9 protein-coding genes and 1 pseudogene are annotated in these 20,783 nt (G+C 35.1%); 1 reads left to right on the top strand and 9 read right to left on the bottom strand.

The genetic code is table 11. The features are described from left to right. Positions 1–82 precede the first annotated feature (82 nt). The 8 genes from AC4FRF_RS06070 to AC4FRF_RS06035 form a co-directional block, all read right to left on the bottom strand. Entirely contained in the window at positions 83–1,771 is a 1,689-nt protein-coding gene (locus AC4FRF_RS06070; RefSeq protein WP_491158600.1) for a glycoside hydrolase family 28 protein, read from the bottom strand. A gap of 10 nt (positions 1,772–1,781) precedes the next feature. Continuing rightward, positions 1,782–3,011: a glycoside hydrolase family 88/105 protein gene (locus tag AC4FRF_RS06065; protein WP_491158599.1), complete on the bottom strand. Its 1,230-nt coding sequence runs from the start codon at positions 3,009–3,011 to the stop codon at positions 1,782–1,784. A 57-nt stretch (positions 3,012–3,068) separates the two neighbouring features. After that, positions 3,069–4,757 (bottom strand): glycoside hydrolase family 43 protein, encoded by a 1,689-nt coding sequence (locus tag AC4FRF_RS06060; RefSeq protein ID WP_491158598.1) that lies wholly within the window; start codon positions 4,755–4,757, stop codon positions 3,069–3,071. Positions 4,758–4,853: 96 nt separating this feature from the next. After that, positions 4,854–6,503, bottom strand: a complete 1,650-nt coding sequence (locus AC4FRF_RS06055; protein ID WP_491158597.1) for a DUF5123 domain-containing protein — start codon at positions 6,501–6,503, stop codon at positions 4,854–4,856. A gap of 12 nt (positions 6,504–6,515) precedes the next feature. After that, on the bottom strand, positions 6,516–8,411 hold the full coding sequence (locus AC4FRF_RS06050) for a RagB/SusD family nutrient uptake outer membrane protein (protein ID WP_491158596.1): 1,896 nt from the start codon (positions 8,409–8,411) through the stop codon (positions 6,516–6,518). Between the two features lie 21 nt (positions 8,412–8,432). After that, positions 8,433–11,654, bottom strand: coding sequence for a SusC/RagA family TonB-linked outer membrane protein (locus tag AC4FRF_RS06045; RefSeq protein WP_491158595.1), 3,222 nt, complete (start codon positions 11,652–11,654; stop codon positions 8,433–8,435). Between the two features lie 41 nt (positions 11,655–11,695). Then, positions 11,696–12,529, bottom strand: coding sequence for a hypothetical protein (locus AC4FRF_RS06040; protein ID WP_491158594.1), 834 nt, complete (start codon positions 12,527–12,529; stop codon positions 11,696–11,698). A 643-nt stretch (positions 12,530–13,172) separates the two neighbouring features. Beyond that, a complete protein-coding gene (locus AC4FRF_RS06035) occupies positions 13,173–17,537 on the bottom strand; it encodes a hybrid sensor histidine kinase/response regulator transcription factor (protein WP_491158593.1) in 4,365 nt (1,454 codons plus the stop codon). A 288-nt stretch (positions 17,538–17,825) separates the two neighbouring features. Between AC4FRF_RS06035 and AC4FRF_RS06030 the strand changes: the two genes are divergently transcribed. Further along, positions 17,826–20,441 carry a beta-glucosidase gene (locus AC4FRF_RS06030; protein WP_491158592.1) on the top strand — a complete coding sequence of 872 codons (2,616 nt, stop codon included), beginning with the start codon at positions 17,826–17,828 and terminating at the stop codon, positions 20,439–20,441. A gap of 125 nt (positions 20,442–20,566) precedes the next feature. Here the strand turns inward: AC4FRF_RS06030 and AC4FRF_RS06025 are convergent. Next, positions 20,567–20,704: pseudogene (locus AC4FRF_RS06025) on the bottom strand (IS3 family transposase); the annotation flags it as partial. Between the last annotated feature and the right edge of the window lie 79 nt (positions 20,705–20,783).

Raw genomic sequence — 20,783 nt, 5'->3', positions numbered from 1 at the left:
TTCCGTTTCATGCTTTTTGGTTTTAAAGGTTACTATTTTTGAGTTTATTTTATTTGAAATAAATAATCACACACGCATTGTGCTATTGGATGATTTTAATCTGATTTTTAATTACCTCAGAAACTTTAATTTCTTGAAAATCAAGTTTTTTACCCCTACTATTCAGAGAAATCGATTGGGTTAAATTACCTCCAATAAGAAATAACTGCTTTTGACCTGACGATTTATAACTGTTAAATCGAATATTTTGGCTGTTAGCCATTTTAACCGAGAAATCTTGTTTTTCAAGATTTAAATCAACATTGTCAAATTCAATTTGCTTGGCATAATTGATTTGCATTCCCACTTCTGATAGCGCAAACACATTTTTAAATCGGATGTTTTGAACCGGCATTTCAGGAAGTCCCATAATTTTCAATGCCTGTTTAGCACCATTGATATAAATATTCTTAAAAAACATATTTCTGAATACCGGAGTTTCTTCGGTTACTGGCATATTTTCAACTAATAGTTCTCCTGTAATTGGGTCTTCTTTTGCCGACTTTCCGAAATAATACAGATTAAATCGAATGGCTTCGGTAGGAATGTTACTCATTCGAATATCTTCCATCCAAATATTTTCTACGACACCTCCACGACCACGGGTAGATTTAAATCGCAATCCACAATCGGTACCAATAAAGGTTAGATTTTTGGCCAGCAGATTACGTACCCCTCCAGACATTTCGCTACCTATGACAAAACCACCATGTGCATGATAGACCACACAATCAGAAATGACAAATAATTCAGTAGGTTTTCCTCTTTCTCTACCCTCTTTATCTTTACCTGATTTAATACAAATAGCATCATCGCCTACATCAAAACGACAATTAGTAACCCTACCAATACGACAGGATTCTATATCCAGACCGTCACCGTTTTGTGAATACCAAGGATTACGAATGGTTAAATTAGTAAGAGTCAAATGTTCGCACATCAAAGGATTTACATTCCAAGCAGGAGAATTTTGAAACGTTACACCGTCAAGCAGTACTTTTTTGCAATTCACAATGCTTACCATAACCGGACGCAATGCCTGTTTATAGATCTCCATATTTACAACAGTACGTACTTTTGGAAGTTTATCCTGTTCTTCATTTCCTATCAAAGCACCTTCTGACGGATACCAGGTTTTGCCATTTTTAGCAAGCACACCTCCCGATTTTAACAATTCTTCCCATTGCCCTGAGGTCATTTTACCAATTTTAACCGGACGCCAGGCTGAACCATTTCCGTCGAAAATACCCTGACCAGTAATAGCTATATTTTCTAAATCAATTCCCATTATTGGCGATTCGCAACGCAGGGTTTTACTTCCTTCAAAATAAGATTCAATCAATTTGTACTGACTCAAATCACTGGTAAACTGAATAAAAGAACCATTTTGAGTGTGCAAATTCACATTGCTTTTCATCTTTATAGGACCTGTAGTCCATAAACCAGCAGGAATTATCACGACACCACCTCCTGATTCCGAACATTTTTGAATGGCATTATTAATCGCTTTGGTACAAAGAATATTGGTATTAGGTATCGCGCCAAAATCAATAACATTTAAAGTATCCTTTTTAAAAACAGGAATTTGCACCTGAGGCATATCAAAAGGGAGCTTGTTCATTTCAGAAACGCTAACTTTTGATTTGCTGGAATTTTGCGCCATAAGACTCACCTGACTGCCTGTAATGACTAACATTACTGCCCAAAAAAGGAGTGATATTTTAATTTTCATCATCATTGTTTTATCTATTATTGTCTATAGTATTTTGTAATTCAATGGCTGCCATAATAAAAGGCCCCACTGCTTTTGCATCATTTTCCCTTATGGGTTCTGAGATATAATATTCGAATGAACCGTCACGATCCTGAGGATTTTTTCCTCCTAATCCGGCAACGGCACAGCATTTTGTAATTGAAATTGTTCCGTCCGGATTTTCATTGATAAATTGTTTTAAAACTCCATCAAAACCAGTCCTCGCAGCATTTAGGTATTTTAAACCAACATATCCTTTGTTATAAGCTTTGGCAAACGAATAAATAAACATGGTTGAACAGGTTGATTCTAAATAATTACCTTGCTTACGAGGCTGATCCATCACTTGCCACCAAACCTTAGTTTCTGAATCCTGCGCCTTTAAAACAGCAGTGAAAACTTTTTTAAGTGTGCGTATTAATACCTTTCTTTTAGGATGATTCTCGGGTACAAAATCTAAAATATCAACCAAGGCCATAGAGTACCAGCCCTGAGCACGTCCCCAAACATGAGAAGAAGTTCCGGTTGTTTTATTGGCCCAAAATTGCTGGCGTTTTTCATCATAACCATGGAAATTCAAACCTGTTTTAGGATCAAACATGTGTTTTTGGATTAATTCCACTTGTAAAATGGCATCATCAATAGCCTTGACTACTTTAAATTCAGCACCGTATTGCGCAGAAAACGGATCTGCCATATAAACCCCATCCAGCCACATTTGCCAGGGATATGATTTTTTATGCCAATAACCTCCATCAGAATTTCTAGGATGATGTTCCAACTGCTTATGAAGTGAATCCATAGCCGTTTTATATCGTTTATCTCCCGTTTTTTTATAAATATCAAAAAGAATTTTCCCCGAATTAACCAGATCCAAATTGTATTTGTCAACAGCAAATCCTCCCAAAATTTGCCCTTTATCATCAATTAATTGATTTGCATATTCAAATGCATAATCCCAATATTTTTTATCTTCGGTATAATCAAATAACTTTTGGTTTGCCAAACATACCAAACCATTTGTATAATTCCATCTTGCTGCTTTGGCACCATCGAGATATACCGGATTGGGTACTCTTTTTTGATCAGAATCCGCCATTTTCTGGGCCCAGACAATGGGTTTTACTTTGTCCAGACTGCTTTTAGGATTTAATTGTCCAAACAAAACAACCTGACAAGTCAAAAGGGTGAAAATGGTATATTTAATTTTTCTTCTCATTTTAAAAAAATAGGTTACTCAATGGATCATCAGATTTGAAAACTATCCGTTATTTTACTATTCCTGCATACTAATAGACATTGATGACTTTTTTACTTCATCATTACTTTCAACCTTAAACCAATCATAATTAGCATAGCTACTATCATTTACAGTCTTGGTTCCAGTTGCAAAAAGACCTATTTTAGCCCCAACCCAACGACCAGCAGCCGGCTTAAAAGATTTTCCAAGTACATTAAATTTTTTACCATCCAAGCTGTAATAGAACGTAACCTTAGCATCAAAAGGGTCTTTGTCCTGAATCATTTCTACTTTTGTTCTAAAAAAGACTTCTTTTTGTTGAATAGGCAGTGAGGCTAATTCAATTTCGGTTTCTTTAGAAGTACGGGCATTTTTCATCGAACGTTGTACTAATTTGAGCTTTCCTTCATTGTCTTGTTCAATGGCGATATAAGCATAATCTTCACCAAATATGATAAGTCCCGTACTGCATTTTTTGGCATCTGGATTATTCTCAAAAGTTACTTTGGTTGTAGCCGTAAAATTATCCGCCGGAAATTTTTGTAAAAACAAATTCGGCATCATCCACATGGTTTTCATTTCTTCAGGACGTGGAATACAGTTCAGTCTTAAAAAACCTAAATTAGCAGAAGACCATCCCCATTGTTCACTAGGATTTTGATTAGCTTGCCACTGCCATTGTAAACCATACTGATGCGAATTGAACTGGTCTGAAGATTCTAAAGGAGTTATAGGATAATTACGCCCTACATTAGGTTTTTTCCATTCTTCAACTGGCTCACCTATACCATCATTATTGGTATCCACACCAATTATTGGCCAGGCATTTTTCCAAGTAACAGGCTGCATATGTACAATTCGTCCATAAGCCCAACGATCCTGAAAATGTAAAAACCATCCTTCACCGTTTGGCGTTTCAACATAGGCTCCTTGATGCGGTCCATTTACGGCTGAATTCCCTTGATTTAAAACAATTTTCGCTTCATAAGGTCCCCAAATATTCTTGGAACGCATAGCTAATTGCCAACCCGGTTTTACCCCACCTGCAGGAGACCAAATCCAATAATAACCTTCTTTTTTATACATTTTAGTTCCTTCTGCAGTTGTATGACCATCATGACCATCAAAAACCAAAGCCGGATTTCCAATTAATTTAGTTCCATCTGCAGCCATTTCAGACAACATCAAAACGGTTTTCACATTGGCTCTACTACCGGCAAATGCATAAGACAAATACGCTTTACCCCCTTCATCCCAAAACGGACAGGTATCAATAATACCTTTGGCTTCTTTTACCAATACCGGCTCATCCCAAATACCTGCGGGATTTTTGGTTTTCACCATATAAATTCCAAAATCCGGATCACCCCAATAAATATAATACTCTCCGTTATGGTATCTAATAGATGGAGCCCAAACCCCATCGCCATGACGAACGGTTCGATAATGCTCAGCAGGAACCTGTTCTTGTAAAGCATACCCAATTAATTTCCAATTGACCAAATCCTTTGAATGAAGAATAGGCAGCCCAGGAGAGCTATTAAAACTCGAAGCAGTCATATAATAGCCATCCTCGCCTGCGCATACATCCGGATCTGAATAATCAACATGGATAATTGGATTCTTGTACTTCCCATTGCCTAAATCGGCATTCCATACCTGAGCATTTGTCTCTAGCGCACAAACTGTCAAACTTAATGACAGTAGTAAGTGTCTTAATCTCATTTTAAAAGTTTTTTAATCAAATAGGTATAAAGAAGTATCCATTACGGATACTCCTTTTTAAACCTATTTTATTTAGAAATTGTTAATAGTAAATTTTTAAGGCAGCCATCTGGTATCTCCTACTCTGTTTGTAACAATTGGAGAATTAGAATCCTTAATCATTAGATTTCCTTGTGTAGGATTCACAAATAAATCCTGTGCACTAATACCTAACTCAGTTCCCTGAATTGCCGAAGCCCCAAGTAAATAATCAGTTGTGGTATAATTATTCCCGAATGTAGTAGTCGTATTGGCAGCAATAGACTGAATTACTTTACCACTTGCAGAAGCTAACAACACATTCTTGAATATTAATGTAGAACCTACCGCGGCAGGAATATTGATTAATGATCGGTTATAAGCATAGTCATAAACTGTTATGTTTTGATATTCCAAATGAATTGGGTAAGCTGAAGAACCATAATCAAATAAATGTTTAAAATTACGAGTTGCATCAGTTGTTCCATAATGATCTCTCATGAATGTACAGTTAGAGAATACAGCACTTTTAATATTATCAGCACCACCAGAACCACAAACAAAAGTACCGTAAGGCCCCGTATGACCTCCCACTTCGTCTAATGTAGAATAGCTCATATCAAAACTTCCAATTTCCTTGTATTTTCCACTACCCTGATGTCTCCAGAAACCTCTTTTGAAATAATTGAAAACACAATTGTAGATAGAAATCTCACCTACTGTCCATGAATTTCCACTATTAAAGAAATAACTGGCGTCGATCGTTTGATAGAAACGAATGTTTTCAAATGATAAAGATGAAATATAGGACCCTTCGGCAATATTCCAGTTTCCATTCATTTCAATTTGTGGACGTTCACCCTGAGTCCCCCCAGTCAACTTAAATCCTTTAACAATTGTAAATGGTGTAATCTTGAATAAGGAACCCGGTTCTAAGAAATATTCTGTTCCTTCCGGAATATCTGGATTTTCATTATTCTCTCTTAGCAAAGCATCCAAATCCATCCCATTAGTAACCAAAATTGTTTCAGCAGAAGGACCTGCAGTACGGAAAGTTACCTGATTGTATGGTTTATCATAACGTCTTGACTTGTTGTTGTCAAAGACATTCAAATTATATAAGGTGTTTTTTTCCAAACCAGTTAAAGTAGCTTCTCCACTTAAAATTTCTTCAGCTGTCAGATAACGACCTAATGCAGGCACATCCTTATTCAAGGCAGGTTCTACAGATATACTGTCTACTGGATTTTGAGCATCTATCATCCAGCTCACTTTTACTGAATTTTCATCAATATTTATTTTCTCCACTTTATTCAAAATCTCAGCATAAGGTGGACGCTCTTCAGTTAAAGCGCTGGTGTAAGCCCATTGTGAGTTATGCGACGCATCGGCATGATTGGCTCTCAGACGAATATAAAACTGCGTTTTGTATGGAATATCATCCATAAAAATTTGTGTATCAGTGACAGTAAATGATTTATACAGACTCTTATAATAATTATCGGTATGTAATTCAACTGTATAAGAATCAGCATCATTTACTTTATACCAAACTAAAGCAATGGAGTTACTCTCAACCAATGGAGCTGCTAATACAAATTTTGGTTGAAATAAATCGTCTTGCCTGTTGTAGATAAAATTATCTGCCTGGCAGGACTTTAACATTACCCCCATTAGCAATAAGCTAATGAAGGATAAAATTTTAGTTACTATTTTTGAACTTTTCATAATCAATTGGATTTAATAGTTAAAACCATAATAATTCTTAATGGCACCACGGTGATCCGTAATTACCTTTGATGGATACGGACACAAATAACGAAGAGGTTCGCTTGGAGAAACACTCGAAGCATTATTAAAGTTTATAAAACCTCTAAAACTCCATTTAATATCATTTCTTGGTTCATAAGTAGCTGTTTCACTATTTAATGAATACCAGTTCACAGCAAAAGGTTGCTCCGTATATCCAGCAGGCTTGGCTTGAACAATTTCATCAATGCCCTGAATATCTAAAATGGTTCTTGAGGCATTGTTTGGATCGGTTATGTCTTTCCAGTAAACACTTCCCGGAACCTGATCAATTCCCGGAACATAAGCACCATTGGCCACTTTGCCCCAATTAATTAATTTGTGGTATTGATTGTAAATTACTTCACCAAATTTATTCCAGCGAGCCAAATCAAATTTACGTTTGCTCTCCCCTCCAAACTCCCAGGCGCGTTCGTCCATAATAGCCTGAAAGAAACTTTCTTTAGTAGTTTTGGAATTCACATAATTTTCTACTTTTTCTCCCCAATTAGCTTCTGCAAATGCTCTTCTTCTTACACGTTTCAAACATTCCTGTGCATCATTACGAGGTCCAAAACGCTCATTTACTGCTTCTGCATACATCAATAAAACATCAGCAAAACGCATCCATGGAAAATTGACACCTGTACCACTACTACTAGTACTTCCAAGAGGATCATTCATATACAACTTTGACCATTTAGCAACAGCCAAACGAGCCAAATCCAAACGAATTACTTGATTTAGATTCTCGTTGTAAGAATATGGAGCACAAGTCATATCACGTCTTACATCCTGTTTGTCAAACGAGTATAAATAGGTTCCACACAAACTTAAATTTCCAGAAGCCCCCCCATATGGATGATTTCCCTCCGTAATAGGAATACCCAAATAATAAGCATATTGACCTGCAGAGTTTTTCAATAACGGCAATGAAAACATTACATCATCATCAACTGGTGTTTCCCAATTATTTTGTTTCACCCAAAAATCACGGAAACTTAACTTTAAATCATGATGCTGATCCTGGATTACTTTTCCTAAATACTCAATTGCAGTATCATAATACATTTCGTAATTATCACCTCGTACCATCTGACCAATACTTGCAGGATTATTTTCATCAGGACGTAAAGTCCATCCACCACGTGTAAGCGCCAGTAATCCAATTAGTCCTTGATTAAAACTTCTGGAAGCTCTTTCTACACCATAATCTAATTGATTAGCATATTGCATCAATGGCTCTACTGATTTTAAATCTTCTATTAAAAACTCTAGAATTTCATTTCTATCTGTTACTCCTACATAAAAGTTTTCATTTCCTGTAGACGATTTCGTTCTAAATACAACATCCCCCCAAATACGGATCATATCTAAATACACCATGGCACGAAGCGTTTTTACTTCTCCATAAAGTTGCGTCACGGCAGAAGGTGTATCTTTACTGGCCGACTTATAAAGATCGGATTGCTCAATACCTTCAATTACATCATTTGACAGGTTAATAATTCTGTACATGGCATTCCATGTAGAATTTAATGTTGTCCAATATGGTTTTGGTTCATAACAAGCCAGATCAGAACCATTGACATTAACGGTGTTTGTAGATACCCCTGACATTTCAACATCAGTATTCATGTTAAACACAAAAGCAAGACGGCTTGAGTAAGCATCATCAGTAAGCATTAGTGTGTAAACCCCAGCTACAGCAGACTGTATATCTTTCTCTGATTTAAAAACTTCTGCTGTCGAAAAACCTGTATCTGGTTGTACTTCTAAATAGTTTTCACAAGATGTAAAAAACATTGCAAAACTTAAAAGAAGACTATATAATATCTGTTTGTTCATCTTTTTTATAATTTAATTTCATTAAAATGATAACTGCGCTCCAAAAGTGTAATTTCTAGATCTTGGATAGGCGTTATAATCGATATTAGGTGTTAAACCGGTTTCTAAATTAACTTCCGGATCATACCCTGAATAATTAGTCCAAACAAATAAATTTGAACCTGTTGCGTAAAAACGAGCTCTGTTAATTCCAATTTTTTTTGTCCAATTTTGAGGAATTGTATAACCAATTGTAAGGGTATTTAATCGTAAGAAAGTACCTTTTTCAATAGCATAAGACATCGCAATAGGACGACCAATTGAAGTAGGATTCCACATGGTTGCATTTTCATTGAACTTAGCCAAAATCTCCGGCTGGTAACGAATTTCATTCCCCATATCATCAAAATTTCTCCAACGTTTGTCCAATCCCACTTCCATTCCTAAATTATTTTGGTTGTTTTGATACCAGGAAGTCATCATGATTTTATTAGCATTATAAACATCAAAACCAACTATGAAATTGAAAAAAGTTGAAAAGTCGAAGTTTTTCCAAGTGGCATTTAACCCAAAACCACCTGAATATTTTGGATTTGTATTTCCAATAACCTTTCTGTCCTGATCACCAATTACGAAAGTATTAGGGTCTGTTAAATCAATAGGAGTTAATTTTTTGAATTTTGCATTTCCAGGTCTTGGATCTCCTGAAAGATTTTTAGAATTAACTACTCCTTCTTTTAATTTCCATGATCTGGTAAGCGGATCAAAAGATTCAAAATCATCCATAGTATAGAAACCATCATTGACAAAACCATAGATTAAGCCTTTTTGTCCACCTACATAAGCACGGTAATCATCATCATTTAGCAATTGCGTTCCGGCCCATCCTGAACTTAAAATCCATTCTTCTTCTCCACTAGCCAGTTTGTCAATTTTATTTTTGTTAAATCCAATATTGAAATTCACATCTAACTGAAAATCTTTCTTCTGAATTACGTTTGCATTTACAGCAAACTCAATACCTTTATTAGATGTTTGACCTACGTTTTTCATGATTTTTGTAAATCCTGCAGTTCCCGGGATATCAGAAGGCACTAACAAATCTTTTACTGTATTTTTATAAATTTCAATATTACCTGTAATACGTTCTTTAAAAAATCCAAAATCAAAACCTAAGTTTCTCGTATAGGTAGTTTCCCATTTTACATCAGGATTATTTAAGAAATTGGTATTATAAAAATTATAGTAGTAATGATTCTCTTCACCCCAACCTACAGAACGATTACGAGATACACCATAATACTTTGCGTATAAATCACCATTAATTCTGTCATTACCAGAAACACCGTAACTTAAGCGTACTTTTAAGTTTGAGATTACATTGCTATCCTTCAGGAAATCCTCGTTAGACATTCTCCAAGCTAAAGCTGCTGCCGGGAATAACCCCCAACGATTACCCGGACCAAACTTAGTTGACCCATCAGCACGTGCAGCTAACATAGCAATATATTTATCATTAAAACTATAATTTACACGACCAAAAAGTGAAGATATACGATTTGGAGATCCTGCTGAAGAACCATTTTCAAATGGAGTTCCTAATGCTAAATTATTTAAAGCTTTAGCTCCTGTAATGTCTTCTGGAAAATATCGGCTTCGATAATTCTTACCAAAGCTTTCCTGATTTTTCATCTCCTGTCCTAACATCATTTGGAAATCATGAACGTCTTTCCATTTGAAAGTATAATTCAAAACATTACTTAATTGCCATCTTGGGCTTTGGCTTGTTCCATAATATACTACCGGCTGATTGTTATTATCATTAGCTGTTCTTGTATCAGTTCCCCAAAAACGACCTTCTTCACTGTATTTATATTCATACCCAAACATACTACGAAGACTCAAACCATTAATAATATTCCAGGTAAGTGCTCCAACAGTATTAAATGTACGAGTATTACGTTTGCGGTAATTTTTCTCTGCTTCTTGTTTGGGATTAAAACGAACTGTAGGCTGATATTCTTCAGGGTCAAAATAGGTATTGTCTTCTGGTAAAGTCATGTACTCCTCTAAACCTAATGTAGGTGCCTGACGTAAAGCATCTAACAAACTAACTCCTTCAGTACCTGAACCATCAATAGTTTGATTAATTAAACGGCTTTGTAATTCAAAAGAAAATTTATCCGATAACTTAGTAGTCATCATGAAGTTCAAATTGGTTTGTCTTAAACCGCTTCCGATTAATACTCCAGGTTGTTCCTGATTCACAAGAGCAAATTTATATTTAGTACTCTCGTTTCCTCCAATAACACTTAAATCAGTATATTTTGCAACAGGATTAGTTCCAAAAATTTCATCCTGCCAGTCAATTCCTTTGTTACCCTGATAAATGTATAATTCATTAGCACGACCATAACGATTAAAGAATCCCGTAGGGTTAGAATTACGTTGACGCTCATATTCGTATTGCATCATTACAAATTCGTAAGGATCCATTACATCCAAACGATTTGCTAGTGTTTTCATTTGCAAATAACTATTTACATTAACCGAAATTCTACCTGCTTTTGGTTTTTTTGTAGTCACTAAAACTACCCCGTTAGCTCCACGTGCACCATAAATAGCCGTTGATGCTGCATCTTTCAATACCTCAACAGATTCTATGTCTGTAGGAGGAATATCATTCAAGTTGGCTACCTCAAATCCGTCCACTAAAATTAATGGTGAATTGTCCTGTGTAACCGAACCACCACCACGAATTCGAATCATTATTTCGGCACCTGGCGAACCATCAGCTGAAGTTACCTGAACTCCTGGCAGTTTCCCTACTAAGGCTTCTGCTACGGAAGAGGTTGGTATTTTAGCCAATTCAGAACCCTTAATACTAGAAATAGCTCCAGTAAGATTCCCTCGTTTTTGTGTTCCATAACCAATTACAACTATTTCATTTAATTCGCTGGTAGATTCTTTCAATTGAATATCTATTCCTGAAGTACGTCCTTTCAAAGGAACTGTAACATCATTCATCCCTATGAATCTAACTAACAAAACTGCAGTTTTTGGATCATTTACCTTTACCGTAAATTTTCCATCTATATCAGTAGTTGTATTGGTATTTTGATTTACTACAATAACTGTGGCAGAAGGTATCGATCCTGTTTTGTCTCTTACAACTCCTGTTACAGTTACTTTTTCCTGAGCATAACTATTAAATGCAAAAAGCAAAACAACTAAAACGCTCACGATATGTTTTTTTATCGTCATAACTACAATATTTTATTTAAAGTTATTTTTAAGTCTGTTTATTATTTCTGATTGATATTTTTTCCTGTATAAGCTTCCCCGTTAACAGTAACCACATAATCCTCTATAACTGGTGTATCTACATCATTCAGATTAAAATTAATTTGAGTCACTCCTTTAGCTAAAATGGGAAAGGAACCTGAAATTTCTTTGGTTTTAACTACTGTTAAATCATCCGCCAAAAACTCAATCCGGATACTCACATTATTAGCAGCATCATCCGTTTGGAAAACAATAAAATCATCGGTGTAGTTGATTCCTCCAGTAGTCGTTTTTTTAATTCTAGAAACCTCCATGTTTTCCTGAACATAAGTTGTATCAGCTACTTTGTAACCACTACGTTTTACCTCTACTATTGTTCTAATATTAGTATAGCTTGGATCAGCAGTGACGTCTTTCGATTTTAATCGTAAAGTACCTGTTCTGGTCAAAATGTTCATAGTAAGTTTGTCCGTAAATGGAGACTTATAAGGTATAGCTGCCGAAATATTTACTTTTTGATCTGCATGAATAGCTTGCGGAATAATCAAATCGTTTAAGTTCACTGGTGAAGGGATCATTTGCTCTGGAAGATCAGTAGCTACAAATTTATATCCTCCATTCTCAAGCGCAAATCGATAATGCGAACTGTAATTTGCGAAAAAATCGCCATCATTTTTATAAATAAAAATAAATTTTGTTGAAATACCTGTATTTAGGACATAAGGCTCATCATTTATCTGAATTTCAAAATTCCTGACTACTGAAGTATTGTATTTCACTTCGTCATTATTGCAAGCGGCAATACACATAAGAAGTACCCCGTATCCCAAAATCTTATTTAGTATCTTTTTCATCATAATACAATTTAAAATTGAAAGTTTCTAAAGTGTTTAACTGTCCATTTTTTATCAGAGATAATTTGGGTGTCAGTATGCGATTTTTGATGTAAGACACTAATAACATCCCGAGCAGAAACAGCAGCAGTATGCAAGTGTTTGTTTGTTCCATAAGTTTAATTATTTATTAATGATTAGTTAAAAAACTGTCCCGAAAGACTTTTTGGTTCGATGTAAAACTAAAGAGAGTATATCCGAATCAGGTAGAAAAATTGCTTTTCGATACGGGTCGTTTCACTAAGAGGATTTACAAATCCCAAAAACTAAAAAAAAGGGGAGTCAAATTGATAAATAACAAGGGGTATTTATCTAAAAACTGTACATTCAGCATGTATTTCTTACAAATAAGTTCAAAAGAAAATCAACCAAAAACTTAAAAAAACAATCAATTAACAATAAAAACTTAAAAATAAACCGGTTTAAAAACGAATAACGAAAAAAATACGTCTCTAAACAACAGATAACAAATCTACAGAGTAACCAATAAGACTATTTAGTCACTTATTAGTTAAAAAATAGCAAATAAGTTAGGCTATAAAAAAAGTCCACAAACAATTATTACATTGTTTATGGACCTCAAAAAAATACTAACTAAAACTATTTATTTATAAAGACGACGATATTCAGCCGGGGTATAATTGAATTTAGATTTAAAGCATTTACCAAAATATTTCAAATCCGTGAAACCTACTTCAAAACAAATCTCTTTGATCAGTAAATCATCTTTTTTTAACATTTCTGCAGCTTCGTTTAATCGAATATCCCGAATAAAAACTACAGGAGAAACTCCCGTCAAATCCTTCAGTTTGTTAAAAAAACTAGCTCGCGACATTCGCATCAACTTTCCTAATTCTTCAACTGAAAAATCAGTTTTTGAAATATTTTCTTTTACCAATTTAATTACCTCAAACATAAACTTATGATCCTGATTTGAAATTTGTAGAGGTTCTTCATTAGAAATTTCAACCAAATTCCCACTTGAATACAAAAGCTGTAATCTTTTGCGCTGATCCAGCACATTTTTAATACGAGCTTTCAAATAACTTACATTAAAAGGTTTTTCTAAATATTCATCAGCTCCATATTCTAATCCTTCCAATTTTGTTTCTATAGCTGTTTTTGCACTTAGTAAAATAACAGGAATATGACTAGTAGCTAAATTATTTCGAATCAGTCGGAGCATCTCAATCCCATCCATTTGTGGCATCATCACATCACTAATAATAAAATCAGGACACAATCGAGCCGCTTTCAAATGGCCTTCAATACCGTTTTCGGCTATATGAATCGTATAATCTTCCTCTAGCATGGATACAATAAAACCTCGCAATTCAGGATCATCCTCTACTATGAGACCTACAAATTTGTCTTTTCGGTGTTCTACTTCATTAATTGTAACAATAGCTTCCTCTAATTGATTATCCATTTCACTTTCGACTGTTTCTTCTTCAAAAACAATATCAACCTCATCACCAAAATGCCCATATCCTCTTAAAAAAGTAAGCTGAAAACAACTTCCTTTACCTAAAACACTATCAACTGTAATGGTCGCATGATGCTTTTCTGCCAAATCCTTAACAATGGAAAGTCCGATTCCTGTACTGGGATTATTAGGGTTTTCATTGTAATTAGAAAAACGAACAAATAATCTTTTTTGTATTACTGGGCTTATTCCCGGACCTGTATCCCGAATTTTTAGCACTAGTTGATTATCGGTTTCATCGATTACAACTTCAATCGAATCTCCATTACGACAATATTTAAAAGCATTTGAAATTAAATTTACCATAATCTTATCCAGACTATCAGAATCTGCCCAAATAAAAGGATGTTGCGCAAGCACTTTTAATTTTAAACGAATTTTTCTCTGTACACTTATTTCTCTAAAATTATCACATACTTTAGCAGCAAACTGTCCCAAATCAATTGCTTTTACTTCTAATTTTCGATTTTGGATTCTTCTCAAATCTAATATCTGATTCACCAGATTCAGCAATCGATTAGTACTTCTTTCTACCAATTCCAATTGTTTCTTAACCGATTCCGGAACTTCTCTATCGGCAAGCATTTTTTCAATCGGAGCCGTAATCATAGTAAGAGGAGTTCTAATTTCATGCGAAATATCGGTAAAGAACTTTAACTTTAATTCCGATACCTGTTTTTCAATTTGGACATCATTTCGCAATTTTAGAATAGTCGAAATAGTTCGTTTAATAAGTACAAACAAGCCTATTCCTAAAAAGAAATACAAAATTAAAGCTAAGTTAGACCACCAGATTGAAGGTCGAATAATTATTGTAATCTCCCGATTATTATTGACCCATAAATTATGACCATTAGTAGAAGAAATTAGCAGTTTATACTCTCCACGACCTAGATTAGTATAGTTAATTGGCTGATTTCCTTTTATATAATTCCATTGTTTATCAACTCCTTCCAGCATGTATCGATACACAATATTTTCATTTTTTATATAATCGAGTGCCGAAAACTGAACGCGTATAAAATTCTGGTCATGCTCTAGCGTTACTTCTTTAAGTAAATCAGGATTGGCTGGTATTTCGTGGTTAATCTCAGCTAATTCTTTATTATTTACTGCAAATCCAGTAATTGCTAAATAGGGCTTAAACGCTAATGGCTTAAGTTTTTCAGGATTAAAACAAACAGCACCGTTAGAAAAACCAACAACTATTTCTCCGTTAGAAAGACGACATTTTGTAGCTTCTGAAAAAATTTCATTTCCGAGAAGAGACTTCAATTCTGGGAAAGTTTCGGCCGTTTTCATTTTGGTATCAAAGCGTACCAACTGATTGTCACCCATAAGCCAAATTCTACCAGCCTTGTCCTCCTGTATAGCAACCACTTCATCCATAGGAAAACCTATATACTCTTCTCCAAAAGTTTGTAATTCTAAATCACCTTTATCATCCATATTGGCTAATTGTATCCCTTTTCCATTAGTGGCTAAAGCCAGTTTATTTTGAGATGTTACCATGATATCCAAAATATCATTACCAGAAACCTCAGGATACTCTTTGAATTGAACTTTATTAGCAATGGCATTTTTTTCTGAAAGGGAAAAAAGCTTATAAGAAGAAATAAAAAATAATTGGTGCTGTCTGTTTTCAACAATCGAACGTACCCTATCAGCCGATTTTATTGGATATTTTTTCCATTCATTTCTATAATTAATAAAACGGATTCCTGAATTTGTTTCCTTAATAAGATTTAAACCACCTCCCCAGGTTGCCAGATAAATATGTCCTGAAGCAGTCTGATATATTCTATAAATATCATTTGCACTTATGCTATATTTATTCGATTCAATATACTTATAATGAAGTACCTTATATTTATAAGGAGTTTGACTTGGAATCAAACAAAACAATCCATTGCCTCTGGTACCTACCCATATTCTTCCCTTTTTATCCTGATAAGTATGGTAAATATCAGCTCCCCAACCAGGGCTACTAGATGATAAAGTCCCGTCGGCTCCCAAAAATCCAATCATTTTTTTGTTCTTGTCAAATAATGTTATTTTTTGATTCCTGCAGGCTACCCAAAGAGTTCCATTGCGTTCCTGCATCAAACTCCTCACATTATTTTTTTGTAGATCCTTTGAAGATTCGAGAGTTAAGACTTTAAATTTTTTATTCTTAAAAATCATTATATCTAATCCCTTTCTATAAGAGCAAAACCATAGATTCCCTAATTGATCAAATGCAGCGGCATGCATCACATCAGAAACCTCTTCTATCGATTGCTTCATACAATGCGAAATAGAAAACAACTTATTTTGACGTTCGTCCCAATATCCTAATGAGCCGTCTTTAGGTTGAATCCATACCGTTCCATCTCTAGCGGTTAGGAAAAACGTCTTTCTTATAATATTCACTGCCGTAGGATCACTAAAATCAACCTGCATGTGTTTTAACTTTCCAGTCATTAAATCAAACTGATAAATTCCCGGACTTGAAGCTTCAAACCAAAACTGTCTCCCATGAGATAACCCCATATACTTTATTGCTCCTGCAGGAAATCCTGACAAAGTCTTATTATTATAAATTTTAAGTTTAGCTGATTTCAAATCATAATAAGCAAAGCCATCTGACTGACTCACAATAAGAATCTTACCGCCGGAGATATACTTAATCTTTTCAATATCAGAATGAATTTCAAGAGGTACATCAAAAAAAGCTGAAGATTTCTTAGAATATCGAGTCAATTTCCCGTTAGTTCCGCCAAACCACAGTTCATCATTAATTTCAGTAACAGTTTTAAAAGAATAGGATTTTCCAGAAGGGCGCGTCATATTAAAAAATAAGTATTCCGGCTGGACGGCATTTTTCTGTAACCTGCAAATACCAAAATTGGTCAAAAACCAAGTGGTCCCTTTAGAATCTTCAAATATTTCCTGAATTTTACTCCCTCTAAGTTTCGAGAAATCAAAATTTATCCGCTTTATCTCTTTATTATTTTCTAAAACAACTAACTGATTTTTATTTTCAGGATACAACCACACCCTACCCGAGGGCATTAATTTAAAATCTTTAAAAAAAGTGGATTCTAAGGCCGTATTTTTTATTTCTACGGGATAATGATAACTCTGTGTATTTTTATCAAAATAATAGACTTCATTTTGCTCAGACTTAATCCAAATCCGTCCACTTTTATCAAAATGAAAACTGGAAACTCTATTAGAAGACAGATTTAAATTTCCCCTCCTTAATACTTCAAAATTTTGAAAAGTGGTACCATCATAGCGAATTAAACCATTATAAGTTCCCAGCCAGATAAATCCTTTTTCATCCTGTTGAATTTCGAGAATATGAGACTGACTCAACTTTACATCATGTGAAAAATGTCTTAGAACTCCAAAAGGTTGTGCCAAGCAGCTCTCTAAAAATAAACAAAAAATAGCAACAAATACTCCTCTTCTCAAAACTACACCCATTAGATTATTCATAATACATACAAAAATATCAAAATTCTTTTCCGAACCTAAAATTGGGTATCAGTCTAATCAAATACCCCCTCTAAAATAGCATTATGCCCCCACTAACAATAGCATCTGAAATAAAAAATCTTATAAGTAAGTTTTATATGCTCCCTGAAATAGCAATTTAGCCCAATGAAAGGAAAATAAACCAATTATTTTTGACAAGACGAAAACCGTTACTGACAACTGTTTAATCACCTTAAAATGAAATCAATAAAAAAATTATAAATTACGAATAATTAACTTCCAAAAACAATGAGAAAAATACGCTCTTTAGTGTTTGTGTTACAATTTGTAACCGTTAGCACTTTTGCACAAGAAAAATTGCCATTCAAAAACCCTGATTTACCCACTGTACAAAGAGTGAATGATCTAGTTTCTAGAATGACTCTGGATGAAAAAATTTCACAACTGATGGATCATTCTCCTGCAATAAAACGTTTGGATATTCCAGAATACAATTGGTGGAATGAATCTCTGCACGGAGTTGCTCGTGCGGGTTATGCCACTGTTTTTCCCCAATCTATTTCAATTGCCTCCTCTTGGGATCGTCAATTAATCTTTGATGTGGCTAATGCTATTTCGGATGAAGCACGTGCTAAACACCACGAATATCTAAGAAAAGGACAGCATGGTATGTATCAGGGATTGACCTTCTGGTCGCCTAACATCAATATTTTTAGAGATCCTCGCTGGGGACGCGGACACGAAACTTATGGAGAAGATCCTTATCTAACCGGACAATTGGGGCTTAACTATGTTAACGGATTACAGGGAAAAAATGACAAGTACCTCAAAGTAGTTGCTACAGCCAAACATTATGCCGTCCACTCAGGACCGGAACCTTCCCGTCACTTCTTTAATGCTCACGTAAGCGATGTAGACCTATACGAAACCTATCTTCCAGCTTTCAGAACATTAGTCAAAGAAGGCAAAGTTTATTCAATAATGGGAGCCTATAACCGTTTTAGAGGAGAATCGGCCAGTGCCAGTCCTTTTCTATTTGATATCCTTAGAAAACAATGGGGATTCAATGGCTATATCGTTTCCGATTGCGGTGCTGTTACTGATATCTGGAAATATCATAAAATTACCAATGATGCTGCCTCGGCATCTGCTTTAGCGGTAAAAACAGGATTAGATCTGGAATGCGGAAGCAGTTTCAAAGACTTAAAAGAGGCCGTTAACCGAGATTTAATCACCGAAAAGGATATTGATATTGCTGTAAAACGACTTTATACAGCTCGTTTCAAACTGGGTATGTTTGACCCGGATGAAATCGTTCCTTATGCGAACATCCCTTTTTCGGAAAACAATAGTCCAGAGCATGACTATTTAGCAAGAGTGGCTTCGCAAAAAAGTATTGTTTTATTAAAAAATCAAAATCACAGTTTACCTCTAAGCAAAAAATTAAAAACAATCGCGGTGATTGGCCCAAATGCCAATGATGCACAATCTTTATGGGGAAATTACAGTGGTATCCCAAGTAATCCTGTTACTGTACTTAAAGGAATTCAAAACAAACTAGAACCTGCCACAAAAGTTCTATATGCGCAGGGAACTGATTTAGCCAAAGGAATTCCAGCAATGCAGGTTATTCCATCCATTTGTTTTCAGAAAGAAGACGGCACGCAAGGTTTAATAGCCGAATACTATGATAATTTAGAATGGAGCGGCAAACCTTTATTCACTAGGTCTGATGACAAAATTGATTTTCACTGGGATGTAAACACTCCCGATTCCCGTCTTAAAATGGGGAATTACAGTGTAAAATGGACGGGCTATCTTATTGCGCCTAAAACCGGAACCTACTCCATTTCGGAATGGTCAAAACCCTTTATGACTGTTGAAATTGAAGGTGGAAAAAATACGGGCGGGAAAAACAATCATAGCCCACGTATTCGTTCACAAAAAATTGAATTACAAGCAGGAAAAAAATACAAAATAGAGGTAAAATACCAAAACTTCTATGGCGATGCCATAGCTCAACTTTTATGGGCTGAACCCCAAGAAAATGTATTACAGCAAGCTGTTCAGGTGGCTAATCAGGCGGATGCTGTAGTTCTTGTATTGGGATTAAATGAGCGCCTAGAAGGCGAAGAAATGAAAGTAGAAGCTGATGGTTTTGATGGTGGAGACCGCACCAGTCTTGACTTACCATCCAATCAAGAGGAATTAATGAAAGCCATGGTAGCAACAGGAAAACCAGTCGTTCTAGTTTTAATCAACGGAAGCGCGCTTTCCATCAATTGGGCCAATGACCACGTTCCTGCCATCCTTACAGCAGGCTATCCTGGCCAACAAGGTGGAAATGCTATTGCCGATGTCCTTTTTGGTGACTACAATCCGGCAGGACGACTACCAGTAACGTATTACAAATCTGTAGACCAACTACCGGACTTTGAAAATTATAATATGACAGGTCGTACCTATCGTTATTTCGAAAAGAAACCTTTATATCCATTTGGTTTTGGTTTGAGTTATACGCAATTTCAATACAGCAACCTACAACTTCCTCAGAATGTGAATCCTGAAAAAGATTTTGAAATATCAGTTGATGTAACCAATATTGGAGAACGTGATGGCGACGAAGTATCAGAATTGTATTTAAAAGACGAGAAAGCTTCCACTCCACGTCCTATTTGGCAATTAGAAGGTTTTGAACGTTTACATTTGAAAAAAGGAGAAACAAAAACGGTTCGTTTTACCATTAAACCAAGGCAACTTTCTTTAATTAACACTAAAAAACAACGCGTAATAGAGCCTGGATGGTTTACAGTATCTGTAGGAGGAAAACTGCCTGATAATACTAAAGACATTTTAAATGAAAGATTTGAAATTAAAGGTAAAGCCATAACATTAGAAAAATAACATTTTGGGGATTTTGTAAAAAGAACTTGATGTTGGTATTTTGATTTTATTAAAAAAAGTGTTCGACAGTCGAACTCTTTAAGCTATTGGACTTGCAACAAAAAGTCGGACATTTTTTTTAAGACCTATGCTACACTTTTAATTTTATAAAATTCTAGTTCCATTTCTTTAGGTGTTTTATATCCCAAAGAAGAATGCAAACGTTTTCTATTATACCATACTTCTATATATTCAAAGACTGCTAATTTAGCTTCTTCAATGGTTGTGGATATGCAAACAAAAACTGGAGAAAAAGTTAAGCTACATTTTTGTAATTAATTTGATTGTTAAATTCTTCAATAG

Source organism: Flavobacterium sp. ST-158 (assembly GCF_058309975.1).
Note: the sequence above shows the minus strand (reverse complement) of the source record. Positions and strands in the feature narration are given on the sequence as shown.

What these genes read in the sequence shown, in the direction of transcription:
- AC4FRF_RS06040 (WP_491158594.1), bottom strand. Translation starts at nt 12,529, where the DNA reads ATGAAAAAGATACTAAATAAGATTTTGGGATACGGGGTACTTCTTATG.
- AC4FRF_RS06030 (WP_491158592.1), top strand. Translation starts at nt 17,826, where the DNA reads ATGAGAAAAATACGCTCTTTAGTGTTTGTGTTACAATTTGTAACCGTT.
- AC4FRF_RS06065 (WP_491158599.1), bottom strand. Translation starts at nt 3,011, where the DNA reads ATGAGAAGAAAAATTAAATATACCATTTTCACCCTTTTGACTTGTCAG.
- AC4FRF_RS06050 (WP_491158596.1), bottom strand. Translation starts at nt 8,411, where the DNA reads ATGAACAAACAGATATTATATAGTCTTCTTTTAAGTTTTGCAATGTTT.
- AC4FRF_RS06045 (WP_491158595.1), bottom strand. Translation starts at nt 11,654, where the DNA reads ATGACGATAAAAAAACATATCGTGAGCGTTTTAGTTGTTTTGCTTTTT.
- AC4FRF_RS06060 (WP_491158598.1), bottom strand. Translation starts at nt 4,757, where the DNA reads ATGAGATTAAGACACTTACTACTGTCATTAAGTTTGACAGTTTGTGCG.
- AC4FRF_RS06055 (WP_491158597.1), bottom strand. Translation starts at nt 6,503, where the DNA reads ATGAAAAGTTCAAAAATAGTAACTAAAATTTTATCCTTCATTAGCTTA.
- AC4FRF_RS06070 (WP_491158600.1), bottom strand. Translation starts at nt 1,771, where the DNA reads ATGAAAATTAAAATATCACTCCTTTTTTGGGCAGTAATGTTAGTCATT.
- AC4FRF_RS06035 (WP_491158593.1), bottom strand. Translation starts at nt 17,537, where the DNA reads ATGAATAATCTAATGGGTGTAGTTTTGAGAAGAGGAGTATTTGTTGCT.